23 protein-coding genes are annotated in these 22,986 nt (G+C 70.0%); 7 read left to right on the top strand and 16 right to left on the bottom strand.

Annotated features, from left to right (window positions below; all coding sequences use genetic code 11):
• Positions 1–55: 55 nt before the first annotated feature.
• Genes G528_RS0102980 through G528_RS0102970 form a run of 3 tightly spaced genes read left to right on the top strand, consistent with a single transcriptional unit; the run spans position 56 to position 2,833 of the window.
• A complete protein-coding gene (locus G528_RS0102980) occupies positions 56–988 on the top strand; it encodes a heme/hemin ABC transporter substrate-binding protein (RefSeq protein ID WP_051198298.1) in 933 nt (310 codons plus the stop codon).
• Positions 960–2,054, top strand: coding sequence for a FecCD family ABC transporter permease (locus tag G528_RS0102975; protein ID WP_084638007.1), 1,095 nt, complete (start codon positions 960–962; stop codon positions 2,052–2,054). The genes G528_RS0102980 and G528_RS0102975 overlap by 29 nt, the downstream gene beginning before the upstream one ends.
• Positions 2,051–2,833 (top strand): heme ABC transporter ATP-binding protein, encoded by a 783-nt coding sequence (locus G528_RS0102970; RefSeq protein WP_026917674.1) that lies wholly within the window; start codon positions 2,051–2,053, stop codon positions 2,831–2,833. The genes G528_RS0102975 and G528_RS0102970 overlap by 4 nt, the downstream gene beginning before the upstream one ends.
• Positions 2,834–2,849: 16 nt before the next feature.
• Here the strand turns inward: G528_RS0102970 and G528_RS0102965 are convergent, their stop codons facing one another.
• From G528_RS0102965 to dxr, 5 genes are all read right to left on the bottom strand, one after another.
• Complete coding sequence (locus tag G528_RS0102965; protein ID WP_026917673.1) at positions 2,850–4,667, bottom strand: penicillin-binding transpeptidase domain-containing protein; 1,818 nt, start codon at positions 4,665–4,667, stop codon at positions 2,850–2,852.
• A 121-nt stretch (positions 4,668–4,788) separates the two neighbouring features.
• Positions 4,789–5,625, bottom strand: a complete 837-nt coding sequence (locus G528_RS0102960; RefSeq protein WP_026917672.1) for a GNAT family N-acetyltransferase — start codon at positions 5,623–5,625, stop codon at positions 4,789–4,791.
• Between the two features lie 18 nt (positions 5,626–5,643).
• Positions 5,644–6,813, bottom strand: coding sequence for a flavodoxin-dependent (E)-4-hydroxy-3-methylbut-2-enyl-diphosphate synthase (ispG, locus tag G528_RS0102955; protein WP_035718781.1), 1,170 nt, complete (start codon positions 6,811–6,813; stop codon positions 5,644–5,646).
• A gap of 112 nt (positions 6,814–6,925) precedes the next feature.
• Positions 6,926–8,158, bottom strand: a complete 1,233-nt coding sequence (locus G528_RS0102950) for a M50 family metallopeptidase (RefSeq protein WP_026917670.1) — start codon at positions 8,156–8,158, stop codon at positions 6,926–6,928.
• A 33-nt stretch (positions 8,159–8,191) separates the two neighbouring features.
• The gene (dxr, locus tag G528_RS0102945) at positions 8,192–9,364 is read right to left on the bottom strand and encodes a 1-deoxy-D-xylulose-5-phosphate reductoisomerase (protein ID WP_026917669.1); all 1,173 of its coding nucleotides are present in this window, start codon (positions 9,362–9,364) and stop codon (positions 8,192–8,194) included.
• A gap of 65 nt (positions 9,365–9,429) precedes the next feature.
• Between dxr and G528_RS0102940 the strand changes: the two genes are divergently transcribed.
• A complete protein-coding gene (locus G528_RS0102940; protein WP_026917668.1) occupies positions 9,430–9,693 on the top strand; it encodes a DUF2631 domain-containing protein in 264 nt (87 codons plus the stop codon).
• A gap of 4 nt (positions 9,694–9,697) precedes the next feature.
• Here the strand turns inward: G528_RS0102940 and rlmN are convergent, their stop codons facing one another.
• Positions 9,698–10,804 (bottom strand): dual-specificity RNA methyltransferase RlmN, encoded by a 1,107-nt coding sequence (rlmN, locus tag G528_RS0102935; RefSeq protein WP_026917667.1) that lies wholly within the window; start codon positions 10,802–10,804, stop codon positions 9,698–9,700.
• Positions 10,805–10,834: 30 nt separating this feature from the next.
• On the opposite strand from rlmN, the gene G528_RS0102930 reads away from it, so the two are divergent.
• Positions 10,835–11,161: a LapA family protein gene (locus G528_RS0102930; protein ID WP_051198223.1), complete on the top strand. Its 327-nt coding sequence runs from the start codon at positions 10,835–10,837 to the stop codon at positions 11,159–11,161.
• Positions 11,162–11,192: 31 nt separating this feature from the next.
• On the opposite strand, the gene G528_RS0102925 is transcribed toward G528_RS0102930, so the two are convergent.
• The 5 genes from G528_RS0102925 to rpsB form a co-directional block, all read right to left on the bottom strand.
• Positions 11,193–12,026 carry a phosphatidate cytidylyltransferase gene (locus G528_RS0102925; protein WP_026917666.1) on the bottom strand — a complete coding sequence of 278 codons (834 nt, stop codon included), beginning with the start codon at positions 12,024–12,026 and terminating at the stop codon, positions 11,193–11,195.
• The gene (gene frr, locus G528_RS0102920) at positions 12,023–12,580 is read right to left on the bottom strand and encodes a ribosome recycling factor (RefSeq protein ID WP_026917665.1); all 558 of its coding nucleotides are present in this window, start codon (positions 12,578–12,580) and stop codon (positions 12,023–12,025) included. Before frr ends, G528_RS0102925 begins: the two co-directional genes overlap by 4 nt.
• Before the next feature lie 68 nt (positions 12,581–12,648).
• The gene (gene pyrH, locus G528_RS0102915; RefSeq protein WP_026917664.1) at positions 12,649–13,416 is read right to left on the bottom strand and encodes a UMP kinase; all 768 of its coding nucleotides are present in this window, start codon (positions 13,414–13,416) and stop codon (positions 12,649–12,651) included.
• Between the two features lie 132 nt (positions 13,417–13,548).
• Positions 13,549–14,373: a translation elongation factor Ts gene (gene tsf, locus G528_RS0102910; protein ID WP_026917663.1), complete on the bottom strand. Its 825-nt coding sequence runs from the start codon at positions 14,371–14,373 to the stop codon at positions 13,549–13,551.
• 92 nt (positions 14,374–14,465) lie between these two features.
• A complete protein-coding gene (gene rpsB, locus G528_RS0102905) occupies positions 14,466–15,323 on the bottom strand; it encodes a 30S ribosomal protein S2 (protein WP_026917662.1) in 858 nt (285 codons plus the stop codon).
• 336 nt (positions 15,324–15,659) lie between these two features.
• On the opposite strand from rpsB, the gene G528_RS0102900 reads away from it, so the two are divergent.
• Positions 15,660–16,124, top strand: coding sequence for a M23 family metallopeptidase (locus tag G528_RS0102900; RefSeq protein WP_342663102.1), 465 nt, complete (start codon positions 15,660–15,662; stop codon positions 16,122–16,124).
• 69 nt (positions 16,125–16,193) lie between these two features.
• On the opposite strand, the gene G528_RS0102895 is transcribed toward G528_RS0102900, so the two are convergent.
• Positions 16,194–17,201, bottom strand: coding sequence for a tyrosine recombinase XerC (locus G528_RS0102895; RefSeq protein WP_026917660.1), 1,008 nt, complete (start codon positions 17,199–17,201; stop codon positions 16,194–16,196).
• 267 nt (positions 17,202–17,468) lie between these two features.
• On the opposite strand from G528_RS0102895, the gene G528_RS0102890 reads away from it, so the two are divergent.
• Entirely contained in the window at positions 17,469–18,875 is a 1,407-nt protein-coding gene (locus G528_RS0102890) for an MFS transporter (protein WP_425402205.1), read from the top strand.
• Positions 18,876–18,918: 43 nt separating this feature from the next.
• Here G528_RS0102890 and G528_RS0102885 read toward each other — a convergent pair whose 3' ends face one another.
• From G528_RS0102885 to G528_RS0102870, 4 genes are all read right to left on the bottom strand, one after another.
• Positions 18,919–19,779, bottom strand: a complete 861-nt coding sequence (locus G528_RS0102885; RefSeq protein WP_026917658.1) for a siderophore-interacting protein — start codon at positions 19,777–19,779, stop codon at positions 18,919–18,921.
• Between the two features lie 83 nt (positions 19,780–19,862).
• A complete protein-coding gene (dprA, locus tag G528_RS0102880; RefSeq protein WP_026917657.1) occupies positions 19,863–20,987 on the bottom strand; it encodes a DNA-processing protein DprA in 1,125 nt (374 codons plus the stop codon).
• Complete coding sequence (locus tag G528_RS0102875; RefSeq protein ID WP_245569653.1) at positions 20,984–22,501, bottom strand: YifB family Mg chelatase-like AAA ATPase; 1,518 nt, start codon at positions 22,499–22,501, stop codon at positions 20,984–20,986. Before G528_RS0102875 ends, dprA begins: the two co-directional genes overlap by 4 nt.
• A 2-nt stretch (positions 22,502–22,503) precedes the next feature.
• Positions 22,504–22,899 (bottom strand): YraN family protein, encoded by a 396-nt coding sequence (locus G528_RS0102870; RefSeq protein WP_026917655.1) that lies wholly within the window; start codon positions 22,897–22,899, stop codon positions 22,504–22,506.
• Positions 22,900–22,986 lie beyond the last annotated feature (87 nt).

The following is a 22,986-nucleotide window of genomic DNA, read 5'->3' as shown; positions in this document are numbered from 1 at the left end:
GCCCTCGGGGCTGCGCACCGCACTCGTCGGGACCATCGCGCTCATCTCCGCGATCATGCTCGTCGGGTGCACGACCGTACCCATCGACACCGGCGACGTTCCGGCCGACGACACGGCAGCCCTGCGATCCGGTCCCCGGACCGCGACCCTCGCCACCCCGGACATCGTCCCCGTCGCCACCGACGTGCGTCCCGGACCCGACGCCGATCGCATCATCGCCCTCGACCGGAACGGCACCCTCGGGAGCACGGTGTTCGCCCTCGGCCTCGGCGACCACGTCGTCGCCCGCGACCGGTCCACGACCTTCCCGTCGGCCGAGCCGCTGCCGGTCGTCACCGAGTCCGGACACGCGATCAACCCCGAGCGCGTCCTCGCACAGAATCCCACCGTCGTCCTGGTGACCGACGAAGCCACCCCGCCCGGTGCCGTCGACCAACTCCGCGCCGCCCGCATCCGCGTCGCCGTGATGCCGTCGGAGCGGTCGATCGCAAGCAACGACCAGCTGATTCGCACGGTCGCCGACGCACTCGGCGTGCCCGACGCCGGCGAGAAGCTCGTGCGGCGCACCGACCGGCAGATCGCCGAGGCGAAATCGCACATCCCCGACCCGTCCGGGGACCCGACGATCGGCTTCCTCTACATCCGCGGGGAACACCTCGTGCTGCTCGCGGGCCCGGATTCCGGCGCCGACGACCTGATCAGCGCCCTCGGCGGCCGGGACGCCGGTACCGCGGCCGGGCTGGACGCCGCCTTCACCCAGGTGAGCGCCGAGACGATGATCAAGGCGGCACCCGACGTGCTCCTGGTGATGACGCAGGGCGCCGAGTCCGTCGGCGGCATCGACGGTGTGCTCGCCCTCCCGGTCGTCGCACTCACTCCGGCCGGCCGCAACCGCCGGATCGTCACGATGGACGAGACGCAGATCCTCATGTTCGGACCCGACACCGGGCTGGTGCTCGATGCTCTTGCGAAGTCGATCTACGCGTAGGGCCGCCGGCCTGCGGGACGTTCTCGCCGAGGCCGGAGCCCTGTTCCGCGGTCGTGCGCTCTGGGTGCTGATCGGATCGCTCCTGCTGCTCGGCGTCATCGTCGTGATCTCCGCGGGAACCGGCGCCGTCTACATCAGTCCCACCGAGGTCCTCGGGTCGATCGCCCACCACTGGCATCTGGAGATCGGTCCCCTCCCCTCGCACCCGCAGGGTGAGAACGCGCTCTGGGTCAATCGGTTCCCGCGCATCGTCCTCGGTCTGCTCGTGGGCGTCGCCCTCGGGACGGCAGGCTGCCTGCTGCAAGGCGTCTTGGCCAACCCGCTCGCCGAACCCGGCATCATCGGCGTCTCCTCCGGTGCCGCCGTCGGCGCCTGCCTGATGATCGTCATCGGAGGCGTCGGCACCAACGGCTGGGCCGTCGCGGGAATGGCCGGTCTCTTCGGCCTCATCACGACCGTCGGCGTGTACGTGCTGAGCATCCGGGACGGTGCGTCGTCGACCATCATGCTGGTGCTGACCGGCATCGCCGTCAACGCCTTCGCCCTCGGCATCATCGCGTACCTGACCTACATCGCATCGACGGCCGCCCGCGAGCAGATCGTGTTCTGGCAGATGGGCTCCCTCGCCGGCAACGTCTCGTGGGGACAGGTGAAGATCGTCGCGCCACTGGTCGTCGCCGGTCTGCTCGGCGGCGTGGTGCTGGTGAAGAAGCTCGACCTCCTCGCACTCGGCGAGGTGCAGGCCTCCGCCCTGGGCATCAACGTCGAGGTCGTCCGCCGCCAGGTCATCGTGCTGGTCGCGATGCTGACCGCCGCCGGGGTGGCCTTCACCGGCATCGTGATGTTCGTCGGCCTCATCGTCCCCCACGTCATGCGACTGCTGGTCGGCCCGCGCCACGCGCTCCTGCTGCCGGCGAGCGCCGTCGGCGGCGCCCTGGTGATCGCCGCCGCCGACCTCGGCGCCCGCACCATCACCGGCGGTGAACTCCCGCTCGGCATGCTCACCTCTCTGATCGGCGGACCGGTGTTCTTCTTCCTCCTCCGGCAGCGGAAGGCCGGCCTGTGAGCGCGCCCCGCGACGGCCGCCTGATCGCCGAGGACATCGAGATCCGCCTCGGCGGTCGGGAGATCCTGCACGGCATCGATCTGGCGGCCGAACCCGGTCAGATCCTCGCCCTCGTCGGCCCCAACGGGTGCGGCAAGTCGACCCTCCTGTCGGTCCTCTCCGGTATCAGAGCCCCCGACCGCGGCTCGGTGAGAGTGGACGGCCTGGACGTTCGCCGGACCGATTCGCGGACGTTGGCGCGGGCGCGGGCGCTGGTGACTCAACAGAACCGCATCGACACGCCGTTCTCCGTCCGCGAGATCGTCGAGATGGGCCGCTACCCGTGGACTCGGACCAACGATGCGCGCAAGTCCACCGAGATCATCGACGCGGCCATCGACGAATGCGACCTCGGTTCACTGTCGGACCGGCCGTTCTCCCAGCTGTCCGGCGGCCAGCAGGCCCGAGTCTCTTTGGCGAGGGCGCTCGCTCAGAACGCTCCGGTGCTGCTGCTCGACGAACCCACGGCGGCCCTCGACATCGGTCACACCGAACAGGTGTTGACGATTCTGCGCCGCCGGGCGCGTGCCGGGGCCACCGTCGTCCTGGTCGTCCACGACCTGTCGCTGACCGCCGCCTACGCCGACAGGGTCGCCGTCATGAAGGAGGGCCGGATCCTCGCGACCGGCCCGGTGCCCGAGGTGATGACCCCCGGCCTCCTCAGCCAGACCTATGATCATCCGGTCCTCATCTGGGACCATCCCGACACCGGCGAACGCATCATCACTCCCGGCCGATAGGGTCGGGCCGGTGTGATCAGGGTCGATACTCGGGCGGGATCCCGGCGAGGAAGTCGCGACTGATCGTGACCGCGTGAGACGAGTCCCCGCCGAGAACGATCAGCGACGCGAAGGCGATGTCGCCGCGATATCCGGCGAACCAGGCGTGCGAGCCGCCCTCCACCTCGGCCTCACCGGTCTTGCCGAAGACCTCGCCCTCCGATGAGATCGCGGTCCCGGTTCCCCGCGCGACGACGGCCCGCATCATCGGTCGGAGCTGTTCGTACACCCGCGGTTCCAGTGCCACATCCGGTCCGGCGACCCGTGTCGTCCGGCCGTCGATGAGCGTCGGCGTCTGTGCCCGGCCGCTCTGCGCCGCCGCGGCGACCAGGGCCATCCCGAGCGGTGTGGCCAACACTTTGCCCTGACCGAAGCCGTCCTCGCTGCGGGCTACCAGTGCGGGCTCCACCGGCACCGATCCGGTCGCCACATCGAGGCCGGGGACGGTGTATTGACGTCCGATGCCCATCGCCGTGGCCGCATGCGCCAGATCGGTCGGTCCCATCCGGCTCGCGAGGTCCGCGAACGTCGTGTTGCACGAATCGGCGAACGCCGTCTCCAGCGGGACGGGGCCGAGGGAGAAGCCGTTGTAGTTCGGGATCGTGCGATCCCCGATCCGGATCTCGCCGGGACACGGCACGATCGTGTCGGGCGTCGCCATATCGGCGTGGAAGGCGGCGGCCGATGTGACCATCTTGAACGTCGATCCCGGCGGGTACCGGCCGGTGGTGGCGAGCAATCCGTCCTTGTCGGCGTCGGCGTTCTGCGCCACCGCCAGAATCCGTCCCGTCGACGCCTGCACCGCGACGAGCATCGCCTGCTTTCCACGGACGGTGTTCACCGCCCGCTGCGCGGCGTCCTGCACGGTGCGGGAGACGGTCAACAGCACCGATGGCGCCGGACGCCCACGATCCTCGGAGACCACGTCGGCCACCAGTCCGTTCGGATTGACCACCGAGACCCGCCACCCCGCCGTGCCGTCGAGTGCCGACCCGACGGTCTGCTTCACCTGCGCGAGCAACTGCGGGGCGAACCGGTCGTCGCGGGGCATCAACACGGCCTGCGGGTCGGTCACGACTCCGGGGATCGCCAGCCGGTCGCGCAGTCGGTCGAAATCGTCCTCGCTGATCCGGCCGATCGACATCGGCTCCGTCTGCGCCGTGGACTGCTCGGCGATGATCTGCGGGTCGAGTCCCGGAACCAGTGGGCGCAGTGTATCCACGAGCTGCCGCGCCGCTCCGAAGACGTCACCGGAGCGTGCGGCCTCCGCCCCGTCGAAGGCGATGCCGACGACCACGCCGTTCACCATCACCTCGGATCCGTCGGACTCGTTGACCGCCGCTCTGGGCGGTGTGGTCAGCGTGAACGTCAGATGTTGATCGGCGCCGAGCCGCGGATGCAGTGCCGTCGACGCCCACCGCACCGTCCAACCGTCGTCGTCGCGGACGAGGGTCAGGGTGGCGTCCGCCGTCCAGGTCCGACGCCCGGGCAGGGTCCACCGGTAGTCGACGTCCACGTCCGCGACGTCGCCGTCGATGCGGATGCGCCCCGGTGCGGCCGACAGCGCCGTGGCCGACAGCCCCTCCCATGCGGAGGCCAGTGCCGATCGCGCCGCCTTCGGGTCGGTGGTCGCCGCCGCCGCCTCCGCCAGGTCACGGTCGGCGATGAGGTCGAGGAACGTGGCCGCCGCGTCGCGGGGACCGTCATCGGTGTTCGCACAGGCCATCGTTCCGAACATCAGCGCGCACACCGTCACCAGCGCGACGGGGACGAGACGGAACGGTACGGCGGACATCGCCGCTCATGATATGCAGCGGCCGCAGCGCTGCGGCGGAGGTGCCGCACGACGCGCCGCGGCGGAGGCGCCGCACGACGTGCGGAGTCACGGCCCCGCGGATCGGGTGAGCCGGCCGCGGTCAGTCGACGAGGACGGTCGCGAAGGTGCCGACCTGTGCGAATCCCACCCTCCGGTAGGTCTCCTTCGCCGCGCGGTTGAAACCGTTCACGTAGAGGCTCGCGGTACGCCCCTGGCGGGCGATCGCCGCCACCACCGCCGCGGTCCCGGCCGCACCGTGCCCGCGACCCCGCACGTCGGGGTCCACCCAGACGCCCTGGATCTGGCCGACGCGACGCGACATCGACCCGATCTCGGCCTTGTAGACGACCTGATCGCCGTCGAACCGGGCGAAGACCCGTCGCGCGGAGATGAGGGAGGCGAGACGACGCCGATACGAGCGGCCGTCGTCACCCGCACAGGGGTCGACGCCGACCTCGCCGATGAACATCTCGACGGCCGCCGGGAAGTAGCGGTCCAGATCGGCCATCGTGACCAGTCGGACGTGCGGGTCCGGGGCGATCGCCGGGTATCCGTGCAACGCCAGCAGCGGCTGTTCGGCGCGGATCTCCCGCGCGGGCCCCCAGTGGGACGCCAGCCGATCCCACAGCGGCAGCGTCAGCGCCGCCTCACCGACCACCGACGTGCAGATCCGCGGCGCGGCGAGCGCGCGGTCGGCGAAGACGTCCAGATCAGCGGGCCCGCCTCGCAGCGGCATGAGATTGGCTCCGGAGAAGGCGAGGGAATCGGTCGGGACGGACGCGGTCCACATCTCGCCGCCGAGGAACCTCGGCGAGAGCCCGTAGGCCTCTACGCGCGCCGCGACCATGCACGACGCCACCGGCTCCAGATCGAGGGCGCGCGACACCGCATCGACGTCCTTCGCGCCCAGTGGGCGGTCTCCGACGACTCCGAGCACGCCCCACCTCCTGGTCTGTCAGCCGACGGTCACCGTCGGCGTGCCCTCACCGGCATCTCCCCGATCACCAGTCTCCCCCAGTTCATCGGCGATACGCAGCGCTTCGGTGATCAGAGTCTCCACGATCTGCGCCTCGGGCACGGTCTTGATCACCTCGCCCTTGACGAAGATCTGCCCCTTGCCGTTGCCGGAGGCGACACCGAGGTCGGCGTCGCGCGCCTCACCGGGACCGTTGACGACGCACCCCATCACGGCGACGCGCAGCGGAACCTCGAGACCTTCGAGGCCCGCGGTGACCTCATCGGCCAGCTTGTAGACGTCGACCTGCGCGCGGCCGCACGACGGGCACGAGACGATCTCCAGTTTGCGGGGACGCAGATTCAGCGACTGCAGGATCGCGTCGCCGACCTTGATCTCCTCGGCCGGCGGCGCCGACAGCGAGACGCGGATCGTGTCGCCGATGCCGTCGGCGAGCAGCGATCCGAACGCCACCGCCGACTTGATGGTGCCCTGGAACGCGGGGCCGGCCTCGGTGACGCCGAGGTGCAGCGGATAGTCGCACTGTGCCGCCAACTGCCGGTAGGCCTCGACCATGACGACGGGGTCGTTGTGCTTCACCGAGATCTTGATGTCCCCGAAACCGTGGTCCTCGAACAGACTGGCCTCCCACAGCGCGGACTCCACGAGCGCCTCGGGGGTGGCCTTGCCGTATTTCTCCATGAGGCGCTTGTCGAGGGAGCCGGCGTTGACGCCGATGCGGATGGGGATTCCCGCGTCGCCGGCCGCCTTCGCGACCTCCTTGACGCGGCCGTCGAACTCCTTGATGTTGCCCGGGTTCACGCGAACGGCCGCGCACCCGGCGTCGATCGCCGCGAAGATGTACTTGGGCTGGAAGTGGATGTCGGCGATCACCGGGATCTGCGACTTGCGCGCGATCACACTGAGCGCATCGGCGTCCTCCTGCCGCGGGCACGCGACACGCACGATGTCGCAGCCGGCGGCCGTGAGCTGGGCGATCTGCTGCAGCGTCGCATTGATGTCGTGGGTCTTCGTCGTCGTCATCGACTGAACCGAGATCGGATGGTCACTGCCCACACCCACGGAACCGACCTGGATCTGCCTGGTCCGGCGTCGCGGCGCCAGAACGGGCGGCGGACCGGATGGGATTCCAAGGCCGATTGCAGTCATGATCCTTCTCTCTGGAGAACACTCGAGTCACGGGCGGACGTCACCGATTCTACCGACCCGCCGTCGGCGACCTCGACGGACGAGGCCGTCGCCGCCCACGGGACGGGTCCGGTCATCCGAACAGCTTGATCGGATTGACGATGTCGGCGGTGAGGGTGAGCAGCATGAATCCGGCCATCACCACGATCACCGCGTACGTCAGCGGAAGCAGTTTGTAGTAGTCCACGGGTCCGGCCGGGGCCCGGCCGGACCACCGACGGAGGCTGTTGCGAACCCTCTCGTACAGGGCGATCGCCATGTGCCCGCCGTCCAGCGGCAGCAGCGGAACGAGATTGAACGCCCCGAGGAAGAAGTTGACGCTCAACAGGAGCATGACGAACAGGTCCCAGTAGCCGCGTTCCACGGCCTCGCCGCCCAGGACCGACGCGCCCACCACGCTCACCGGACTGTCGACGGCACGCTCACCGCCGGTCACCGCCGTCCACAGTCCCGCCACCTTCGACGGCAGCGAGATCAGCGCCTTCCCCGTCTCGACGCCCAACTCCCCGGTGAACGAGATCGCGCCGCCCCACACCGACAGCGCATCGTAGTGCCGCACCGTTTCGAGCGTGCCGTCGTTCGTCATCGTCACACCGATGGCGCCGACCTCCGCCGGCCGGACCGACTGTCCCCCGTCGTCGGAGACCATGCGCTGCACCCGCGACACCGGGATCGTGAGGTCCAGTTCCCGCCCGTCCCGCTCGACGACCAGGTCGACGGGCCGCGAGGTGTCCTGCACCTCGCGGACCAGATCGCCGCTGTAGTCGATGGCGCGGCCGTTCACCGAGACCAGTCGGTCCCCGACCCGCAGGCCCGCGTCGGCGGCCGGCGCCGGACCGGTGCACGGCTCCGGGTTCCCCTCCGCATCGGTGGTCGCCGCGACGCACTCGACCTTCGCGACGTGCACCGGCACGGGATCGGGGTTCAGGACCGGCAGTCCCCAACCGAGTGCGGCGATCACGATGAGGACGAAGCCGAGGACGAAGTTCTGGAACGGTCCGGCCAGCAGAACGACGAGTCGCTTCCACGTGCTCTGTCGATACATCGCACGCGGCGCGTCCTCATCGCTGAGCTGGTCGTAGGGCGTCATCCCCGCGATGTCGCAGAAGCCGCCGAGCGGCAGCGCCTTGATGCCGTACTCGGTCTCCCCGACCCGCCGCGACCACAGGGTGGGGCCGAAGCCGACGAAGTATCGGCGGACCTTCATGCCCGTGGCCTTCGCGGCCCACATGTGACCGAGCTCGTGCCACGCGATCGAGACCAGCAGTGCGATCGCGAAGAGCACGATGCCGAGCGCGAGACTCACACTGCGTCCTTCCTGTTCAGGAGCGGCTCGCCGTCACCGGGCGACCGCCGCCACGACGTCCGCGGCACGGTCGCGCGCCCATCGGTCGGCCGCCAACACCTCGTCGAGGGTACCCGGTCGCGTCGTCCACGCGTCGGCGTCGGCGAGCACGTCGGCCACGGTCCCGACGATCCGGGGGAAGCCGATCGCACCGGCGAAGAACGCGGATGCCGCCACCTCGTTGGCCGCGTTGTAGATCGCCGTCAGGCTGCCGCCCCGTCGACCCGCGTCGCGGACCAGTTCGATCGCCGGGAACACCGCGTCGTCGACGGGCTCGAAAGTCCAGGTCGACGCCGTCGACCAGTCGCAGGCCGCGGACGATCCCGGGACGCGGTCGGGCCACCCCAACGCCAAGGCGATCGGCAGTTTCATCGACGGCGGCGACGCCTTGGCGATCGTCGCCCCGTCGACGAAGGTCACCATCGAGTGCACGATCGACTGCGGGTGCACGGTCACGTCGATGCGGTCGTAGTCGACACCGAACAGCAGGTGTGCCTCGACGACCTCGAGGGCCTTGTTCACCAGGGTCGCCGAGTTGAGCGTGATCATCGGCCCCATCGACCACGTCGGATGACGCCCCGCCTGCTCGGGAGTCACCTCGGCGACCCGCTCGGCCGACCACCCGCGGAAGGGTCCGCCCGAAGCGGTGAGAACCAACCGGTCCACCTCGTCGGCCGTACCGCCCCGCAGACACTGGGCGATCGCCGAGTGCTCCGAGTCGACCGGAACGATCTGCCCCGGCGCAGCCGCGTCGAGGACGAGGGCACCGCCGGCCACCAACGACTCCTTGTTCGCCAGCGCCAGCCGCGCACCGGTCGCCAACGCCGCCAGGCTCGGCCGCAGACCGATGGCACCGACGATGCCGTTCAGGATCACGTCGGCCCCCACCGACTCGATGAGGGCGACCATCGCGTCCTCGCCGCCGTGCACCGGGGCACCGAGCCGCCCGCCCAGCACCTCCGCGGCCGCGGGGTCGGCCACCGCGACCGCATCGGCACCCACACCGGTCTGGGCGATCTGCCGGTGCAGGAGGTCGAGGTCGCCGCCACCGGCCCCGAGGCCGACCACCCGGAATCGACCGGGATGCTCGGCGATCACCTCGAGGGCCTGGGTACCGATGGATCCCGTGGATCCGAGAATCAACACACTCGTCGTCACACCCGCCATTGTCGCGCACCGCCGCCGGGTTATGCTGTAGGCCGGACTACTACAGGCAGTCATAAGGAGTGAACGTGGCAAGTACCCAGGTCCAGCCCATCGACACCGGATGGGTTCGCGAACCCGCCGATGCGCCGTCGGCCCGCTTCGGGTGGCACGGCGTCGGACGTCGCTCCATCGCCGCCGCATCGCTGGTCACCGGCATCATCCTGCTGGCGATGCTCATCGGCAACCACGTCGGCCACGTCGAGGACATCTACCTCGTGGTGTTCGCCGTCGCGCTGATCGGCTACACCGTCTACGAGATGATCCCGCGCAAGGGCGCCTGGAAGCGCTGACCCGCTACTTCTCCTCCGCTGCGAGCTGCCCGCAGGCCGCGGCGATCTCCTGACCCCGGGTGTCGCGGACGGTGCACGACACCCCCTGCTCGCGGACCAGGCGGACGAACTCGGCCTCCACCGGTTTCGGACTCGCATCCCACTGCGACCCGGGGGTCGGGTTCAACGGGATCAGGTTCACGTGGACCAGACCGCCGAGTGCGCGGTGCAGCTTGCGCCCCAGCATCTCCGCGCGCCACGGCTGATCGTTTACATCGCGGATCAGCGCGTACTCGATCGACACCCGACGCCCGGTCGTGTCCGCGTAGTAGCGGGCGGCGTCCAGCACCTCCGACACCGACCACCGGTTGTTCACCGGGACCAGGGTGTCACGCAGTTCGTCGTCCGGCGTGTGCAGCGACACGGCGAGTGTCACCTGCAGCCCCTCATCGGCCAGCCGTCGGATCGCCGGGGCCAGACCCACCGTCGACACGGTGACGGACCGCGCCGAGATGCCGAAACCGTCGGGCGACGGCGAGGTGATCTTGCGGACGGCGTCGACGACCCGCCGGTAGTTCGCGAGGGGCTCGCCCATCCCCATGAAGACGATGTTCGACAGACGACCGGGCGCCCCGAGATCACCGTCGCGCAGCGCCCGCGCGGCCGCCCGCACCTGATCGACGATCTCCGCCGTCGACAGGTTGCGATCGAGTCCGCCCTGCCCCGTCGCACAGAAGGGACAGGCCATGCCGCATCCCGCCTGCGACGAGATGCACAGGGTGTTCCGCTCCGGATACCGCATGAGCACCGACTCCAGCAGCGTCCCGTCGTGCAGTCGCCACAGTGTCTTGCGTGTGCTGTCGTCGTCGCACGCGATGTGACGCAGCGGCGTCATCAACGTCGGAAACAGCGCGGCGGCCACCTCGTCGCGCTTGGCGGCGGGGAGATCGGTCATCTCGGCGACGTCGCCGGTGAGACGGCCGAAGTAGTGGTTGGCCAGTTGCTTCGCCCGGAACTTCGGCAATCCGAGAGCGGTCACGGCGGCGACCCGCGCCTCGGCATCGAGATCGGCGAAGTGCTTGGGCGGCAATCCGCGCTTCGGCGCGTCGAAAACCAGGGGAAGAGACGTCATGACGCCATTCTCTCATGCCAAGATGGGGTCATGACCACGCCAGAACCCAGCACCGGACCAGAGAACCCCGCACCGCGGCCGTCCGCGGACCGCGATATCGCGCACACCCGCAGCAGTGCCACCCTGATCGGCTGGATCGTGGGCGTCCTCGTCACCATCCTGCTGCTGGTGTTCATTCTGCAGAACCTCACCAGTCAGTCGGTGCACTTCTTCACGCTCACCGCCGACGTTCCCGTCGGCGTCAGCCTTCTGATCGCCGCCATCGCCGGCGCGCTCATCACCGCCGCGCTCAGCGGCGCCCGGCTCGTTCAACTGCGCCGCGCGCTTCGCCGCGCCGCCCGCCGCGACGGCGCCTGACCGCCGGCCGCCGTCACACCGGGAGGGGCCGTCACACCAGGAGGGTGAGGATCCCCCAGCTCACCAACGACGACGGCAGCAGGGAGTCCAGGCGGTCCATGATGCCGCCGTGCCCGGGCAGCAGGGACCCCATGTCCTTGATCCCCAGATCCCGTTTCACCTGCGACTCCACGAGGTCCCCGACGGTCGCGACGATCACCATGAGCGGGCCCAGAGCCACCCCGACCCACCACGCGGTGCCGAGCAGGAACAGCGAACAGCAGACCGCGCCGACCGTGCCGACCACGAGCGAGCCGACGAGTCCCTCCCACGACTTCTTCGGGCTGATCGCCGGAGCCATCGGGTGCTTGCCGAACAGCACACCCGCCGCGTAGCCGCCCACATCGGAGCAGACCACGACGATCACCATCGTGAAGACCCGGAAGTTGCCGTCCGACTGCCGCACCATGTCGGCGGCGAACATCGCCAGCATCGGCAACCACGCCAGGACCAGGATCGACAGCGACAGGTCCCGCACATAATGTGTGGGCGCCTCGGCGAGGCCCTGGGCGAAGAGCTTCCACACCATCATCACCAGGACGGTGACGGCGAAGGCGACGAACGCGCCTTCCACGCCCCACGGCCATGAGCTCCAGATGATCGCCTGCCCGCCGAGCAGCAGCGGGATCAGCGCGATGTCGAAACCGCCGTCCCGCATCCGCTTGCCGACCTCCCACGTCGCGACGGCGATCGCAACGGAGACCACGACGTACCAGACATCGGGCACGTAGGCCAGCACGAGGATCAGCATGGCCCCCAGGCCGACGCCGACCCCGATCGCGGCCGGCAGATTCCGCCCGGCCCGGGACGTGGGAGCGGTTGTCATACTTCGAGCAGCTCGGCTTCCTTGTTCTTGACCAGCTCGTCGACGCTGTCGGTGTAGGTGTGCGTGGTCTTGTCGAGTTCCTTCTCGGCGCGACTCACCTCGTCCTCACCGGCCTCGCCGTCCTTCTGGATGCGTTTGAGCTCCTCGGCCGCCTTGCGGCGCACGTTCCGGATCGCCACCTTCGCGTCCTCGCCCTTACCGCGGGCCTGCTTGCCGAGATCCTTCCGGCGCTCCTCGGTGAGCTGCGGAACGGCGACGCGGATGACGGTGCCGTCGTTGGTCGGGTTGACGCCGAGGTCCGAGTTGCGGATCGCCGTCTCGATGTCGCCCATCGTCGACTGCTCGTACGGCTTGATCACCACGAGACGCGGCTCGGGCGTATTGATACTCGCCACCTGGGTGATCGGGGTCATCGCACCGTAGTAGTCGATGGCGACCCGGTTGAACATCGCGGGGTTGGCACGCCCGGTGCGGATGGAGGCCATGTCGTCGCGCAGGTGTGCGACGGCCTTCTCCATCTTCTCCTCGGCGTCGAGCAGAGCTTCGTCGATCATGACTTATCTGTCCTTTGTTCGTTCCCGGTGAGAGTACTGGTCGGTGGAGGCAAGCGTCCCCGACCCGGTCAAGGCCGCGGACTGCGCACGAGGGTGCCGATCGGCTCCCCGGCGACCGCGCGGGCGATGTTGCCGCGTTCCAGGAGGTTGAAGACGAGCATCGGCATGTTGTTGTCCATGCACAGGCTGAACGCCGTCGCGTCGGCCACCTTCAGTTCACGCTCGAGCACCTCGCGGTGGGTGATCTCATGGATGAGCTCGGCATCGGGGCGCACCCGGGGGTCGTCGGTGTAGACGCCGTCGACGGCCTTCGCCATCAGGACCGCCTCCGCCTTGATCTCCAGGGCTCGCTGGGCGGCGGTGGTGTCGGTCGAGAAGTACGGCATGCCCATACCCGCGCCGAAGATGACGACCCGCCCCTTCTCCAGGTGTCGGACGGCCCGCAGCGGCAGGTACGGCTCGGCGACCTGCCCCATCGTGATGGCCGTCTGCACGCGGGTGGTGATGCCCCGCTTCTCGAGGAAGTCCTGGAGGGCGAGGCAGTTCATGACCGTGCCGAGCATGCCCATGTAGTCCGAACGCGCACGGTCCAGGCCGCGCTGCTGGAGTTCGGCCCCGCGGAAGAAGTTTCCCCCGCCGATCACGATGCCGACCTGCACACCGGACGTGACCACATCCGCGATCTGGTCGGCGACCGCGCCGACGACATCGGGATCCAGTCCCACCTGACCGCCGCCGAACATCTCACCACCCAGCTTGAGCAGAACCCTGGAGAAACCCGCTCGTCCCCGCTCGGCGCTGGAGGCCGGGTCGGCGGTCGACTGCGTCACGCTCATCTCTTCCTTCACTCGGGAGTCGGCACACACTCTGATCATCTTAGGCGGTCGACACCGCCCCAGACGCACTCCGGCCCCGGTGCCGCCCGGTGGGCGGATCCGGGGCCGGAGTGCGTGCTGTTCAGTCCGATGTCAGGACTGGCCGACCTCGAAGCGGGTGAACGCGACGACGGAGGCGCCGGCCTCGTCCAGGATCGCCTTCACGGTCTTCTTGGAGTCGGTGACCGACGGCTGGTCCACCAGGACGACGTCCTTGTAGAAGCCCGTCACGCGGCCCTCGACGATCTTGGGCAGCGCCTGCTCCGGCTTGCCTTCGGCCTTCGCGGTCTCCTCGGCGATGCGACGCTCGTTCTCGACGACGTCGGCGGGGATCTCCTCGCGCGTGGCGTACTGGGCGCGCAGTGCCGCGACCTGCATGGCGGCGCCGCGGGCGGCCTCGGCCGCCACGTCGCCCTCACCGGTGTACGAGACGAGAACGCCCACGGCCGGCGGCAGGTCGGATGCCCGCTTGTGCAGGTAGACGGCGACCGGTCCGTCGTACGCCGCGACGCGGCGAAGAACCAGCTTCTCGCCGATCTTGGCCGACATCGCCTCGACGGCCTCGGCCACGGTGCCGGTCCCCAGCGGGGCCGCCTGCAGCGCATCGAGGTCGTTGGTCCGCAGCGAGATCGCCGCGGCGAGGATGTCGTCGGCCAGCTTCTGGAACTCCTCGTTCTTGGCGACGAAGTCCGTCTCGCTGTTGAGCTCGATCATCACGCCGTCACGCGCGGCGACGAGGCCTTCGGCGGTGGAACGCTCGGCGCGCTTGCCCACGTCCTTGGCGCCCTTGATGCGCAGTTCCTCGATGGCCTTGTCGAGATCGCCATCGTTGTTAGCGAGGGCGTTCTTGCAGTCGAGCATGCCCGAGCCGGTCATTTCGCGCAGACGCTTGACGTCTGCCGCGGTGTAGTTCGCCATCTGTGGCGACCCTCCTTCTACGATTCTGTGTGGAGAAAAGCGAGACTCTCCGGCGGGGTGGTCACCCCGCCGGAGAAGGGTCCAGCCCGGTCTTATTCTGCGGCAGGAGCCTGCTCGGCGCCATCGGTCGCGGTCTCGGCGCTCGCGGCGCCCTCCGCGCCGGCGGCCGCCGGGGCCGAAGCCTCCGCCAGCAGTTCCTGCTCCCACTCGGCGAGCGGTTCGCCCTCGCCGGCCTCCGGCTTGGCGTCCCCGCCGGTCTGTCCGGCGCGCGCCTGCACGCCCTCGGCGACCGCCGAGGCGATGACGCGGGTCAGGAGCGCTGCGCTCCGGATCGCGTCGTCGTTCGCCGGAATCGGGTAGTCGACCACGTCGGGATCGCAGTTCGTGTCGAGGATCGCGATGACCGGGATGTTGAGCTTGCGCGCCTCACCGACGGCGATGTGCTCCTTGTTGGTGTCGACGACCCACACGGCCGAGGGCACCTTGGCCATGTCGCGGATGCCGCCGAGGGTGCGCTCGAGCTTGTTCTTCTCACGCGTCAGCATGAGGATTTCCTTCTTGGTGCGCCCCTCGAAGCCGCCGGTCTGCTCCATGGTCTCGAGTTCCTTGAGACGCTGGAGACGCTTGTGGACCGTCTGGAAGTTGGTGAGCATGCCGCCCAGCCACCGCTGGTTCACGTAGGGCATGCCGACACGGGTCGCCTCAGCGGCGATCGACTCCTGCGCCTGCTTCTTGGTGCCGACGAACAGGATGGTCCCGCCGTGGGCGACGGTCTCCTTGACGAACTCGTAGGCGCGGTCGATGTACGACAGCGTCTGCTGCAGGTCGATGATGTAGATGCCGTTGCGGTCGGTGAAGATGAACCGCTTCATCTTCGGGTTCCACCGCCGGGTCTGATGCCCGAAGTGTGCGCCGCTGTCGAGCAGCTGCTTCATGGTCACGACTGCCATGACTCACGTCCTTATTCTCGCAGTTGTCGCCGGTACTCCCGTCGAGTCCGGCCCTGGCACCCGCTGCCGCCCCGTACCCGGATCGCTCCGGGACCGCTCGGGGTCGACGTCTCACGCGGGCGCGCGAAGTCACTCGGAACAGTTCCGAGTGCGTCGGCCAGACTACTCCGCGCCGCTGCCACCAGCCAAATCGACCGTCTCCGCGACACGCCGAGGGATCCGAACCCGACCGGCGTGCGTCCAATTGGCATGAGAGCCGCCCGCCCTTCGACTTCGCCTCCCGTCGTATTCCGTCCCGTCGTACTTCGCGGCCTGTGCGCCGTCACCCTCCTCGCGGTGCTCCTCGCGTCGACGGCGGGGGCGCCCGCCTCCGCCCGTGCGGGGTACGACTGGCCGCTGGCTCCCCGCCCGTCGGTGGTCCGGTCCTTCGATCCGCCCGCCCAGCGGTGGCTCGCCGGTCATCGCGGTGTCGACCTGGCGGCGCCGGCGCAGTCGGCGGTCCTCGCCGCACGGGCCGGGTCGGTGGTCTTCGCCGGCCCGCTCGCGGGGCGCCCGGTGGTGTCGATCCTGCACCCCGACGGACTGTCGACCACGTACGAGCCGGTGGATCCTCGGGTGCGCCGCGGTGAGCAGGTGGTGACCGGACAGGTCATCGGCTATCTCGTCGCCGGTCACGAGGGGTGCCGCCGGGCGGCGTGCCTGCATTGGGGCGCGCGCCGCGGAACCGGTCGGCTCGCCGACTACCTGAATCCGCTCGGACTGCTCGGACTCCTGCGAGTACGACTCAAACCACCCCTGTGACCGCTGCGACGGCATGGTGTCCGCTGCGGCTGCCTGCTCCGTCGGGAGCAGGTGGCGTCGGGCACCCGATCAGGCGCGCGGGTGGGCCTGGCGATGGACCGCGCGGAGTCGTTCGACGCTGACGTGGGTGTAGAGCTGCGTGGTCGCGAGCGAGGAGTGCCCCAGGAGTTCCTGGACCACCCGCAGGTCCGCACCACCCTCGACGAGATGGGTCGCCGCACTGTGCCGCAACGCGTGCGGGCCGACCGGTGCCCCGACGGCGGCCGTCGCACGGTGGACCACGGTCCGCGCCATCCGCTGATCGAGCCGACCGCCGCGAACACCGACGAAGAGCGCCTCCCCCGACGCCGCCGTCGCCAGCGCCGGCCGGCCGGACCGCAGCCAGTCGTCGAGCGCCCGCTGCGCGGGCACGCCGTAAGGCACCGTCCGCTGCTTGTCACCCTTGCCGATCACGCGCACCACACGGCGGTCGACGTCGACGTCGCCCAGATCCAGCCCGCACAGTTCGCCGACGCGGAGGCCACACGAATACAGCACCTCCACGAGCGCGCGATCACGCACGGCGACCGGATCGTCGGACACCTCGGGGACCGACGAATCCCGAACCGAATCCCCCACCGGAACGTCGGGTCCTCGAACAGCGGGGTCTCGAACAGCGGGGGCTGGAGAATCAGGGGCTGGAGAATCAGGGGCTGGGCGGCGCCGCGCGGCCGCCGCGTCCACCGCAGCCGCGGCCTCGTCCGGACCGAGCACCGTCGGCAGAACCCGGTGCGCACGGGGCGCCTGCAACCGCACCGCCGGGTCGGCCCCGAGGATCCCCTCGCGGGTGGCCCACTCACAGAAGGTCTTCGCCGCCGACACCCGCCGTGCCACGGTCGTCCGAGCCGCCCCCCGACGGGTGATCTCGGCGAGCCAGGCCCGCAACAGATCCAGATCGGTCTCCTCCACGGGAACTCCGCGGGCACCGCCGAACGCCACGAGGCCTCGCACGTCGCCGAGATAGGCGCGCACCGTGTGCTCACTGCGCCCCCGCTCGTACCGCAGGTGATCGGCGAAGCGATCCAGCAGATCAGCCATGCCGCACAGTCTAGTGCGCACCGACCGCGTCACCCGGACACCTCGCCGCGGCGCTCGGCGAGGAACCGTCGATCGTCGTCACACGCGAGTCCGCCGGACTCGGGAGGTTCGGAGTCGGGCTATCTTCGAAGGGCGCACCCGACCCGCGCCCATTCGCATCCGCCCCATCCCAGTCCGCTTCACGCCCCGCCGCGTCTCACCGAAGGTTCGACCCTGACAGCCCGTCCCGACACCGCCTCGACCACCGATCCCGCCGAACATCCCCGGTTGGCGGTCGCCGTCCTGTGCGCCGCCGGCATCGTCGTCGCACTGATGCAGACGATCATCGTGCCGTTGATCCCGGATCTGCCCACGATGCTCGACACGACCTCCACCAACGCGTCCTGGGCCCTGACGATCACACTGCTGGTCGGCGCCGTCATCACCCCGATCTCCGGGCGTCTCGGCGACATGATCGGCAAGCGTCTCGTCCTCATCGCGAGCCTCGGTGCCGTCGCCGTGGGCTCGGCGGTGTGCGCGCTGTCGTCGGGGCTGCTGCTGTTCCTCGTCGGGCGCGGTATCCAGGGACTCGGCATCGGAACCATCGCCGTCGGGATCAGCCTGATGCGCGACATCGTGCCGCCCGCCCGACTCGGTTCGTCCATCGGTGCCATGAGCGCCTCGCTGGGCGTCGGCGGGTCACTGGGGTTGCCGTTCGCCGCGGTGATCGCGCAGCAGATCAACTGGAACGCGCTGTTCTGGGTGTCCACCGCGGTCGGCGTCGTCGCCGCGGCCGCCGTCGCGCTCACCGTCCCGCGCAGCGACATCGCAACCGGCGGCCGCTTCGACGCGATCGGCGCCATCGGACTGACCGTCCTGCTGAGCTGCGTGCTCCTGGCGCTGTCGAAGGGCGCCGAATGGGGCTGGTCGAGCCCGGCGATCCTCGGCCTGTTCGCGGGATTCGCGGTGTCATCGGTCCTGTGGTGGACGTGGGAGAACCGGGTGGAGAACGCCCTCATCGATCTCGCGACCACCATCCGCCGACCGATCCTGTTGACGAACATCGCGTCGATCGCCACCGGGTTCGCGTTCTACGCGATGCAGATGATGCCCATTCAGGTGCTCGAGGCGCCGACCTCGTCGTCGACGGGGATCGGTCTCGACATCGTGAACGCCAGCCTGGTGCTGATGCCCGCCGGTCTGGTGATGTTCGCCTTCTCGTATGTCAGCGCGTGGCTCACCCGAATCCGAGGAGCACGGATCTCGCTGGCGACCGGCGGCGCGGTGATCTCCGTCGGATACCTGGCCTTCCTGGTCATGATCGTCGGACCGTGGCATCCGACGTGGCCGTTCATGCTCGTCGTGAACGCCTTCATCGGCGCCGGTCTGGGCATCGCCTATTCGGCGATGCCCGCGCTCATCATGGATTGGGTGCCGGTCACGCAGACCGGCGAGGCCAACGGCGTCAACGCGTTGATGCGGTCGGTCGGCACGTCGTCGGCGACGGCCGTGATCGGGATGATCCTGGCCGCCTCCGTCGAGCACGTGCCCGGGGCGCCGCTCGGCGCGAACACCGTGCCGACGCCGGGAGCCTACGTGTGGGCGGCGGTGATCTCGCTCGCCGCGTGTGTGACCGCTTCCGTGTCTGCGCTCGCCGTGCCGCGGAGTCGACTCGAGGACGAGCCGGTGCTGTGATCGCGCCCCGTCGCGGTCGACCTCGTCCGCGACGTCCGGGGTGTCACGATGTCGCGGCTTCGGCCGTCCGGAGGTCGGCCTTCCACTGCCGGAATCCCTCCTCGGTCCGGCCGCGGCGCCAGTATCCGGAGATCGAACCGGCCCGGCGGGCACCGACCCCGCGTTCCTTGCGGACGTAGCGGCGCAGATTCTTCATCACGGCCTGGGCCTCACCGTGGATGAACACCTGCGGCTCACCCGGCAGCCACGACGCCGCGCGGACCGCGTCGATCACCGGCGCGTTGTCTCCGGCGACAGCGTCGTCCGCGTCACCCGCCGGTGCGCCCCGGTGCACCCAGGTGATCTCGGCGCCCGCCGGCGCCGTGAGCGGAAGCTCATCCGATTCGCCCGCGACCTCGATGAAGACCTTCGCGATCGCATCGTCCGGCAGCGCTTCCAGTCCCGCCGCCAGTGCCGGCAGGCCGGCTTCGTCGGACACCATCAGATGCCACGGCGCCTCCGGATCCGGACGGTATCCGCTCCCGGGCCCCAGGAAGGTGACCGTCTCCCCCGGCTCCACCCGGTCGGCCCACGGTCCCGCGATCCCCTCCTCGCCGTGAACGACGAAGTCGATCGCGATCTCGCGGTCGTCGGGGCGATGGTGACGCACGGTGTAGGTCCGCAGCACGGGCTGCTGCTCGGGCGGCAGTGTCGCCTTGATCGCCTCCATGTCGAGCGGCTGCGGATAGGTCACGCCCTCGGGGGCGAACACGATCTTCACGTACATGTCGGTGTCCGGCAGTCCGGATTCGCCGACCACCGGGAGGAAGTCGTCGAAGCCGGCTCCCCCCAGCCACAACCGGATCATGTGCGGCGTCAGCCGCTCTCGCCGGAGCACCGTCATCGTGTTCACGCGTTTGGCCACTGCTCTCCTTCGTCGTCCCCCGTGAGTCCATCGTCCCCCCGTACAGGCACCCAAGTGCCTTTCTTAGGTCAGCCTAACACGAATCACCGGTCGAGCCGCCACGCGCCGTCGACACCGTCGACCAGCCCCGCGAGGTCGAGGGCCGCGAGGGCCGCGAGCACCTCGGACGGCGGCAGTCCCGCCGTGAACGCGATCTCGTCCACCGTCGACGTCCCGCGCGCGGGCAACGCCTCCAGGACCCGCAGCCGATCCGGCGGCAGCCCGTCGGTCCGCCGCGACCGCACCTCCGGCCGGTGATCGCGGCCGTCCGGAGCCGCCAGACTCACCGCGGCCGCCGCATCCGCGACCAGCGCCGCGTCGCCGTCGGCGATCATCGCATTCGCGCCGACGGACGTCGCGCTGGTCACCGGCCCGGGAACGGCCCCCAGCGGGCGGCCCGTGCGGGCGGCCCACGCCGCGGTGTTCGCAGCACCGGACCGCCGTCCCGCCTCCACCACGACCACCGCCGACGAGAGCGCCGCCACCAGTCGATTGCGGGTCAGGAACCGATGTTTGGCCGCACCCGTACCAGGCGGGTACTCGCTGATCACCAGCCCCGTCGCGGCGATCTCCGCGAGGAGGGCCGCGTGTCCCGACGGGTAATCGCGGTCGATACCGCAGGCCAACACCGCAGCGGTGACGCCGTGGGCACCGAGAGCCCCGCGGTGCGCCGCACCGTCGATCCCGTACGCGCCGCCGGAGACCACCGCCCACCCCTGGTCGACCAGCCCGCCCGCCATGTCGCGGGCGACGTGTTCGCCGTACGCCGATGAGGCACGCGACCCGACCAGTGCGATCGCCGCGTCGGCGACCGCCGTCAACGACGCCGGCCCCCGCACCCACAGCGCCAGGGGTGCCCCACCACGCTGCGCGGTCTCCGCACGATCGAGGGCGAGCAGCTGCCACGTCGGCCAGTCCGCGTCGTCGCGGGTGACGAGTCGCGCACCCGTCTCGGCGCAGCGCTCCATGTCGCCGACCGCGGTGTCGGTCGCCGCCCTCGCCTCGGTGACGGCCAGGACCGCGCGATGCGCGTCCGGCACCGACCGCCGCCGGATCGCCGTCGCGGCGTCGACCGGACCCAACTCGTCGACCAGTGCGATCAGGGATGCGCACGGCGGCTCGGCCACCGCCGCCAGATACGCCCACGAACGGGCCGTCTCATCGTTCACGGGTGTCCTCCTCGATCGCGAAACAACAGTGCCGTCATCACGTCGTCGACATCGGGTGAGTCGCCACCGCGCAGATCGCACATCGTCCACGCCACGCGCAGTGCACGATCCGCCCCGCGCGCCGTGATCCGTCCGGTACGCAGCGCGTCCTCCACCGGGCGCAACGCATCCGGCGCGGGCCGATACCGTTGGCGCAGCGCGGTTCCCGGCACCTCGGCATTGGTTCGCCACCCGTCGTCGCCCCATCGATGAGCGGCCGCCGCACGCGCCTGCCGGACCCGCGCCGCCACCGCCGCGCTGTCTTCGGCGCCGCCGGTCATCAGTGCGGTGTCGCCCGGCGGATCCATCCGCACCCGGATGTCGATGCGATCCATGAGGGGCCCCGAGAGCCTCCCGAGATAGCGGCGACGCTGGACCGACGTGCACACGCAGTCGACGTCTTTCGGCGGCGCACACGCACAGGGGTTGGCCGCCAGCAGGAGTTGGAACCTCGCCGGATACACGGCCGTGCCGTCGCGGCGGCTGATCCGCACCTCCCCCTCCTCCAGCGGCTGTCGCAGGGAGTCGAGAACCTTCGGTCCCATCTCCGCGCACTCGTCGAGGAACAGCACCCCGCGATGGGCCCGCGACACCGCCCCGGGCCGGGCCAACCCCGTTCCACCGCCGACGAGGGCGGCGATCCCCGTGCTGTGGTGCGGTGCCACGAAGGGCGGGAACGTGATGAGGGGATGCCGACCGGCGAGAGTGCCCGCCACCGAATGGACGGCCGTCACCTCCAGCGACTCCTCGTCGGACAGTGGCGGCAGGATCCCGGGGAGCCGGCTGGCCAGCATCGTCTTACCGATTCCCGGCGGCCCCACCATGAACAGATGGTGAGCCCCGGCCGCAGCGACCTCGAGCGCTCGGCGCGCGGACGCCTGACCGGCGACGTCGGCCAGGTCGGGAACCGCAGGCCGGTCCGGTTCCACCGGGTCGCCGTCGACGGTGTCGAGGACCAGGTCGCCGGCCAGCCAGGCCAGCACGTCCGACAGCGATCGGGCGCCGCCCACGTCGAGGCCGGTCACCAATGCGCCCTCGGCGACGTTCTCGATCGGGACCACGGCACGCTCGAATCCGGCGGCGCGAGCGGCCAGCAGCAGCGGGAGGACGCCGCGCACGGCCCGCACCCGGCCGTCGAGCGCCAACTCCCCGAGCATGACCGTGCCCGGCAGCCTCGTCGTGGGGGCCTTGCCCGCCGCGATCAACACGGCGACGGCCATCGGCAGATCGAAGCCGGGTCCCGACTTCGGCAGGCGCGCGGGGGCGAGCGCGATCGTCACCTTCGTCGCCGGAAACTGAAGGTCGCTGTTGGCGATCGCGGCGCGCACGCGTTCCTTGGCCTCCCGCAGCGAGGTGTCGACGCTCCCGCTGATGGTGACTCCGGGGAGCCCCGAGCTGATGTTCGCCTGGATCTCGATCACGTCGGCGGCGAAGGCGTTGAGGCCCACCGAATGCACGCGTCCCAGCCCGGCCACGACTACTCGCAGACTCCGGCGTGATGCCGCCAACTGGCACGCGCCGGATCCTCCGGATCGGCGACGTCCAACTTCACCGACACCACATCGAACCGAATCGTCGGCCAGAAGGCCTCCTGTTGATCGAGCCACTGGCGCGCGAGCGACCGCATCCGCCGCAGCTTGTCCGGCGTGACGGCGGCCAGCGGATCGGAGTACGTGCGGCTCGCCCGCGTCTTGACCTCGACGACCACCAGGGTGTCGCCGTCCGCCGCGATCAGATCCAGCTCGCCGTACCGCGTCCGCCAGTTCCGTGCGAGCACCCGCCACCCCAGGCCGTGCAGATAGTCCGCGACGAGGTCTTCGCCGATCTGTCCGATGAGTCGCCGTCGGTCCCGACGCGGCCGCTGTTCCCCCATGCCGACGACGATCCTCGGCCACTGCGTGCACGAACAAGCACACCGACGGCAGGTCTCGGCGAGTGTGGATCAACCGCCATCGATCCC

Source organism: Gordonia shandongensis DSM 45094, from assembly GCF_000423025.1.
In the GTDB taxonomy this organism is placed as follows: Bacteria; Actinomycetota; Actinomycetes; order Mycobacteriales; family Mycobacteriaceae; genus Gordonia; species Gordonia shandongensis.
The sequence above is the reverse complement of the archived record's forward strand: the minus strand, read 5'-3'. Positions and strand labels throughout refer to the sequence as shown.